6 protein-coding genes are annotated in these 6,337 nt (G+C 67.2%); 3 read left to right on the forward strand and 3 right to left on the reverse strand.

All coding sequences use genetic code 11. The annotated features are described in order from the left end of the window. The first annotated feature begins 61 nt into the window (after positions 1-61). Entirely contained in the window at positions 62-364 is a 303-nt protein-coding gene (locus tag KHP16_RS26940; protein ID WP_244214901.1) for a DUF7696 family protein, read from the forward strand. 135 nt (positions 365-499) lie between these two features. Further along, positions 500-1,312 carry an SDR family oxidoreductase gene (locus KHP16_RS26945; RefSeq protein WP_211961526.1) on the forward strand — a complete coding sequence of 271 codons (813 nt, stop codon included), beginning with the start codon at positions 500-502 and terminating at the stop codon, positions 1,310-1,312. A gap of 2 nt (positions 1,313-1,314) precedes the next feature. Here the strand turns inward: KHP16_RS26945 and KHP16_RS26950 are convergent, their stop codons facing one another. Continuing rightward, positions 1,315-1,989: a histidine phosphatase family protein gene (locus tag KHP16_RS26950; RefSeq protein ID WP_211961528.1), complete on the reverse strand. Its 675-nt coding sequence runs from the start codon at positions 1,987-1,989 to the stop codon at positions 1,315-1,317. Between the two features lie 190 nt (positions 1,990-2,179). Here KHP16_RS26950 and KHP16_RS26955 point away from each other — a divergent pair, with 190 nt between their 5' ends. Continuing rightward, positions 2,180-3,979 (forward strand): ATP-binding protein, encoded by a 1,800-nt coding sequence (locus KHP16_RS26955; RefSeq protein WP_244836078.1) that lies wholly within the window; start codon positions 2,180-2,182, stop codon positions 3,977-3,979. On the opposite strand, the gene KHP16_RS26960 is transcribed toward KHP16_RS26955, so the two are convergent. Both KHP16_RS26960 and KHP16_RS26965 read right to left on the reverse strand, forming a co-directional pair. Beyond that, positions 3,976-4,395 (reverse strand): hypothetical protein, encoded by a 420-nt coding sequence (locus KHP16_RS26960; protein WP_211961530.1) that lies wholly within the window; start codon positions 4,393-4,395, stop codon positions 3,976-3,978. The genes KHP16_RS26955 and KHP16_RS26960 overlap by 4 nt on opposite strands. Positions 4,396-4,501: 106 nt before the next feature. After that, complete coding sequence (locus KHP16_RS26965) at positions 4,502-6,112, reverse strand: 3'-5' exonuclease family protein (protein ID WP_211961532.1); 1,611 nt, start codon at positions 6,110-6,112, stop codon at positions 4,502-4,504. Between the last annotated feature and the right edge of the window lie 225 nt (positions 6,113-6,337).

A 6,337-nucleotide genomic window follows, 5' to 3' on the forward strand; every position in this document is an offset into this window, starting at 1 on the left:
CTTTGCAGAGATAACGCCAACCCGCCGCAACGCACGCGGACGTGGAACAGGGAGAGACACCATGCAAGCCGCTTTCCAGACGCAGGATCCCGCAACCCTCGGCATCACCATGGCCGCCACCATCGCAGCCGCCATCGATGCCGCCATGCTGAGCCGACGAGACGCCTACGCCGGCCAGCCGCAGGCATGGCACCTGTTCTGCGAAGCCTCGCACGTCGCCACACTGAACGGCCCGCTGCGCGACGCCTTCATTGCCCGCGTGGCCGAGCAGCGCGGCGCGGACATCGCGCTGCGCCTCGCCGCCAAGGCCGATGCGATCCGCGAAGCCGCCATCGCGCGATGCCGTGAAGCCGTGCCGGCGTGACGCGCGTGCCCGCATTGTTCTGGTATTTCGGACAGTAATGCCGAAATGCCACCGATTATCTCCGTCGTCCGGTCGTCCATAGTGAGGTCAAGCCCGCCGCATGATGCAGGCGGGCACCGACCCCGGAGAACGACCATGAACGCAACGACCCCTACACCGACTCCCGCACCAACCAACACCCAAGCCGACCGCGCGACAGCCAGCCGGGCACCCAACGACGGCACCCGGGTCGCCCTCGTCACCGGCGCCTCCCGCGGCATCGGCGCCGCCATCGCCGAGCGGCTGGCCCGCGACGGCTTTGCCGTCATCGTCAACTATGCCGGCCGCGCGCAAGACGCGGAAGCGCTGGTCGCCCGCATCGTCAAGGCCGGCGGCCGTGCCGTCGCAACACAGGCCGACGTCAGCGACCCGGCCGCCGTGGCACGGATGTTCGACGCGGCGGAGACGGCTTTCGGCGGCGTAGATGTGCTGGTCAATAGCGCCGGCATCATGAAGACCGCCACGCTCGCCGAGTCCACCGACGAACTGTTCGACCAGCAGGTCGCCATCAACCTGAAGGGTACTTTCAACACGCTGCGGGAAGCGGCTCGCCGCCTGCGCGCGGGCGGCCGGATCGTCAACATCTCGTCGAGCGTGGTGGGTCTCTATCAGCCGATGTACGCGGCCTATGCCGCGACCAAGGCCGGCGTCGAAGCGATGACCCACGTCCTGACCAAGGAAATGCGCGGCCGCGAGATCACCGTGAACACCGTGGCCCCGGGCCCGATCGCCACGCAGCTGTTCTTCGAAGGCAAGTCGGAAGAGGTCATCGCGCGTGCCGCCAAGGCGCCGCCGCTCGAACGCCTGGGCAAGCCCGAGGAAGTCGCGTCGGTCGTGGCGATGCTGGCCGGTCCCGACGGATCGTGGGTCAACGGCCAGACCATTCGCGTCAATGGCGGCGTGATCTGAACTCAGGCAAAGGTGAGCGCCTCGCGCCGCCCCGCCACATCGAGGTGCGGCACGTTGTTGAAGCTCAGCAGCCGCTGCGTGCCGCGCCCGACGATGATCTCGCAGAACGCCGTGTTGCGGAACTGCAGGTTCAGCTCGATCGCCGTCGCGGTGGGCGCGCCGAGCAGGTCCGCTACGGCGCGTCCGATCGCGCCGCCCGAACTCACCACGAGCAGCGCGTCCTCGCGCGCCGCCCCCTCGGTCGCATGGGTCAACGCACCGCGCATGCGGTCGCCGAATGCGGCCCACGTCTCGGGCATGTCCGTGAGCCGATCCTCGGTCCACGCCTGAAATGCGGCGCGGAACGTGCGCCAGTAGTCGCGGTAGTCGCCGTTCTGATGCGCCCGGTGATCGGCGCCGTCGGTGAAGCATCGATACAGCGCCTCCCCGTCGTACTCGTTGAGGCCCGCATGGGTGCCGATGTCCGGCGTCGCCACACCCATGCCCGCGAGAATCTCGGCGGCGGTATCCTGCTGGCGCACCAGCGACCCCGCCAGCACCCGCCGGAACTCCACGCCGCGATCGCGGAAGTACTCGCCGAGCCAGCGCGCCTGCTGCCGGCCGACGTCGGACAGGCAGTCGTAGTTTTCGGCGCCGAACGACGCCTGTCCGTGCCGGACAAGAAAGAGCATGGCCATGGATCAACGGGTAGAAGATGGATGACGACCGATTCTAGGCGGTCGGCCCGGCGGACAAGAAGCTTGCCCCATCACAATTCATACGAAGTATGGTCGGCCTGCATGGGGGGTATCGGGCGTTTTGCTTCGGTGCTATATATCTTGCGCGACCCCTATGTAACCTTTCCGAACCGCCTTCCTGCCGCTGCCCATGACCCACAACGGTGACGACATCGAGGCCGCCATGGTGCGGCTGCTCTATCGTCAGTCGCACGGCATCCTCTTCGCCAATTTCGTGATTCCGGCGGCGGTCGTCTACGCCTTGCGCGATACAAGCGCCTATCAGCTCCTGCTCGCATGGATGGCCGCCATCTATGTGCTCACGTTCTGCCGCATCGGCCTGTCCCTGATGTTCTTCCGCCACGGCGAGTCGGCCGCGACCACGCCAAAGCAATGGGTGACGCGCTTCACGGTGTTCTCGTGGCTGTCCGCGGCGCTCTGGGGGTTTCTCGGTTCGCTGTGGCTGCTGCCACCGGACCCCGAATGGGTCGCCTTCGCCTGCATCGTACTGGCGGGCATGGCCTGCGGCGCGATGCCGGGGCTCTCCGCGCGGCTCGGCGTCTATGTCGGCTTCATGACGATCATGATCCTGCCGTTCGTGATCACCTGCCTGTTACGCGACGAACCGATCTACGGCGTGTTCCTGATGTTCGCGCTCGCACTGTATGTCGTCAACGTCTACTTCGGCCGCGTGACGTACCGGAACCTGTTGTCCGGCGTGCAGCTGCGCTTCGAGAACGTCGCGCTGATCGGTCAGCTCGAACGCGAGCGGGACCGCGCGAACGCCGCCAACCTGGCCAAGACACGCTTCCTCGCCGCCGCGAGCCACGATCTGCGCCAGCCGCTGCATGCGCTGGGCCTGCTGTCCGCCTCGCTGTCCGCGGTGGCGGAACGCGGCGATGTCGGCGCCGATGGCGCGCGTCAGCTCGGCCGGCGGCTCGACACCACGCTCGAGCGCATGGGGGGACTGCTCGATGGCCTGCTCGATGTTTCGCGCCTGGACGCGGGCCTCGTCACGATCCGCCGCCGTCCGTTGCCGCTCGCCACACTGCTCGACGACATCCGCGACGAATACGTCGAACAGGCGCGCCGGCAAGGGTGCCGCCTGGACGTGGTGGTGACCGAGGCCTGGATCGACAGCGACCCCGAACTGCTGCGCCGTATCCTCGACAACCTCCTCAGCAACGCCATCCGCTATGCGCCGATGGCGCGCATCCTCGTCGGCGCCCGCCGGCGTCCCGGCGCGATGGAGATCCAGGTCATCGATAGCGGCCCAGGGATCGCGCCGGAGGCACAGGCACTTGTCTTCGAGGAATTCGCGCAGCTTACCGATGCGCCAGCGGAACAGGGGCTCGGACTCGGACTCGCGATCGTGCGCCGGCTGGCCGGCCTGCTGGGGCATCCCATCTCGCTTCGCTCGGTGCCGGGCAAGGGCAGCAACTTCTCGGTGACGGTGCCGCTCGCGCGCGACGGGGCCGCCTCCGCGGCGCTCGATGCGCCGCTATCCGCTTTCTCCGGCGGCGTCCAGCAAACCGAGTGCTATGGCGTGATGCTCGTCGACGATGACCCGCAGATCCTTTCCGCGCTCAACGACCTGCTCAAGTTCTGGGGGCATCTGGTGTACGCGGGCGCCACCGTCGAGGAAGTGTGCGCCGCGCATCAGCGCGCGCGAGAGCAGGGGCCCGCGCCCGTGCACCTCGTCCTCGCGGATTTTCGGCTGGCCAACCAGGTCACGGGCGACCAGGCCATCGCCTGGCTGCGTGAATATCTCGATGCGCCCATCCCCGGCCTCATCGTCACGGGCGATACGGCGCCCGACAGGCTGCGGGCCTTGCATGCGAGCGGCTATCGCGTCCTGCACAAGCCCATCTCCGCGGACGCACTGCGTCAGGCCATCGCGCAGACCGCGCAGACGGTACAAGGCGCGCGCGATCCGGCCGCCGGAAACTAGCCCGTCGCTTTCGTTCGGTTAAGCAGCGCCGCGCAGCGGCCCAGCAGTGTCTGCACGCAGCAAGCGGTGCCGCTCCACTCGCCGCCGATGACCTTGCCGTCGGGGCCGGTCACAAGCTTGCGTTGGCAGCGCGCCGTGGAGGGCGTCGGCTCGACGCCGCCATCGCGCGGACCGCTGCCGGGCGGATGCGCGGCGGGCACCTCGTCGACCCACACATAGGCCGTGCCGCCAGGCACCGTTTGCACCGACTGCGGTGGCCCCCACTGCGCCTTCGCTTCCTCGATGGGTGCCGTTTTCCAGGAGTCGAACACGCGCTGCATCGCATTGCCTTCAAAGCTGCCGCACGCGGCAAGCGAGAGCAGGGCACAGGGCGCGGCGAGCGCGCGCGAAAGGAAGCGGAGGGGCAACGCGGACATGGCGGCTCCAGCGAGTTGACGTTCCCTGCCGCAGACTATCCGAGCGTTATCAGGGATGGCAATCGCAATATGTGTGTGCGCGCACGGAACGCGATCCGTTGCACGATCAAGCGAACAAAGCCTGCTGCAGCACGCTGGCGGCCTGCGCCTTCCGCCTGGATGCACGGGGCGCCGTCTCCGATGCAGCCGGTGACGGCAGCAACGGCTGCATCGCCGTCAGCATGAACGGACGCGTGGCCTCGACGGCCACCGCCTCGGTCAGCAGCGTCGCAAGATGAGGCAGCAGGATCTGATACGTATCGGCATCGAACCGCACCGGGTTTGCCGCATCGGGATTCATCACGAGACCGGCGGCCGCATCGAGCTGCGGCACCGAGCCGAGGTAGCACCAGTCCTCGACCACATGCCAGGGGTGCGGGGCAGGACCTTCGCGCCAGGCAATCGCTCCCGGGAACGGCCACGCCTTCAACGCAGATGACGCGAGCGCCGCCACCAGCCGCGCGCGATGGCTGGCCATGGGCTCGTCACCGACGCACACACCCGCGCATCGATGCACCTGCCGCGCGAAGCAGGGATTGCCGCGCCGTGTCCGCGTCTCGATCCCGAGCGTCGTCAGGCATAACCGATGCTCATCGGCCAGCGCGCGCAGATGCGCGATCGCCGAGCCCTTGCTCGCATACACGCCGTGCAGGTCCGCATGCCGGCTCAGGTCGATATGCCGGTTCGAACGCAGCCGCGGCGCGGCAAGCCCCGCTGGCAACTCCCACGAGAACAGTTCGCGCGTTTGCCGCAGTTGCCGGTTGTGCAGCGGCTGCAACGACTTCACGAGCTGCGCTTCCAGCAGCAGCGCACCCACCTCGCCACCGGTCTCGCGCCACTCGACACGCCGCACCGCGCGCGCGAGCCGCATTTCCTTGTCGTTGGTGTGATCCCCGGAGAAGTGCGAGCGGATCCGCTGGCGCAGATGAATGCTCTTGCCCACGTAGAGCGGCGCATCGTCGTCGCCATGGAACAGATACACGCCCGCGCGGTCGGGCACGTCGTCGAGGGCGGTCTCCTCGAGCCCGGCCGGCAGGCTGGCCTGCTTGACCAGCGACTTCACCGCGGACTCGACGAGGTCCACCGAATATTGATCGTGGATCCGCTGCCAGAACTGCCACAGCAGTTCCGCATCGGCCAGCGCGCGGTGGCGTCCTTTCGGCGCTAAACCGAAGCGCGCGATCAGCGCATCGAGCCCATGCCGCTCTACCGAGGGATACAGCGCGCGCGACAGCCGTACCGTGCACAGCACATCGGCGCGGAAGGTAATGCCCGCCCGGCGAAACTCGTTCTTCAGAAAGCCGTAGTCGAATCGCGCGTTATGCGCGACGAACAGCCGCCCCTGTAGCCGTTCGGCCAGCGCCTCCGCAAGGCTCTCGAACGTCGGCTGCCCACGCACCATGTCATCGGTGATGCCGGTCATGTTCTGGATGAACGGCGGAATCGACATACGCGGATCGACGAGGGTGTCCCACTCCGAGATCCCGTCCGGCCCGACCTCCACCACACCGATCTCGGTGATCCGATCGTTCTGCGCATTCGCGCCGGTCGTCTCCAGATCGACGAACACGATCGGCCGCGCCAGCGCGGCGGCGAGCGCATGCGCATCGAGGGTCCCGGCATCGCGCGAGATCAGGCGTTCCGGCAGGTAGGTACAGGCATCGTGGGGTGTAGACATCCAGCGATTCTAACGGACCGAAAATTTTTTTGAGAAACCGCTTGCCAACCTCGTTTCGCCAGCTTAATATTCGCCCCCTCGCAACACAAACCGAAGACAGCAGCAGGCGGAAATGCAGCGCTGGCGCGGGTTTGTGGGTAGGCAGCGGGGAAGGTGAGAGGAAGTCAGCAGGTTGGTCGGTCTGAAAAATAAATCGACAAACCAGTTGACGCGAAGCAGGAAACG

Origin of the sequence: Cupriavidus plantarum (genome assembly GCF_905397285.1) — a bacterium.
GTDB lineage: Bacteria > Pseudomonadota > Gammaproteobacteria > Burkholderiales > Burkholderiaceae > Cupriavidus > Cupriavidus plantarum.

Coding starts and splice junctions, on each gene's coding strand:
- KHP16_RS26960 (WP_211961530.1), bottom strand. CDS start 4,395: ATGTCCGCGTTGCCCCTCCGCTTCCTTTCGCGCGCGCTCGCCGCGCCC.
- KHP16_RS26955 (WP_244836078.1), top strand. CDS start 2,180: ATGACCCACAACGGTGACGACATCGAGGCCGCCATGGTGCGGCTGCTC.
- KHP16_RS26965 (WP_211961532.1), bottom strand. CDS start 6,112: ATGTCTACACCCCACGATGCCTGTACCTACCTGCCGGAACGCCTGATC.
- KHP16_RS26945 (WP_211961526.1), top strand. CDS start 500: ATGAACGCAACGACCCCTACACCGACTCCCGCACCAACCAACACCCAA.
- KHP16_RS26940 (WP_244214901.1), top strand. CDS start 62: ATGCAAGCCGCTTTCCAGACGCAGGATCCCGCAACCCTCGGCATCACC.
- KHP16_RS26950 (WP_211961528.1), bottom strand. CDS start 1,989: ATGGCCATGCTCTTTCTTGTCCGGCACGGACAGGCGTCGTTCGGCGCC.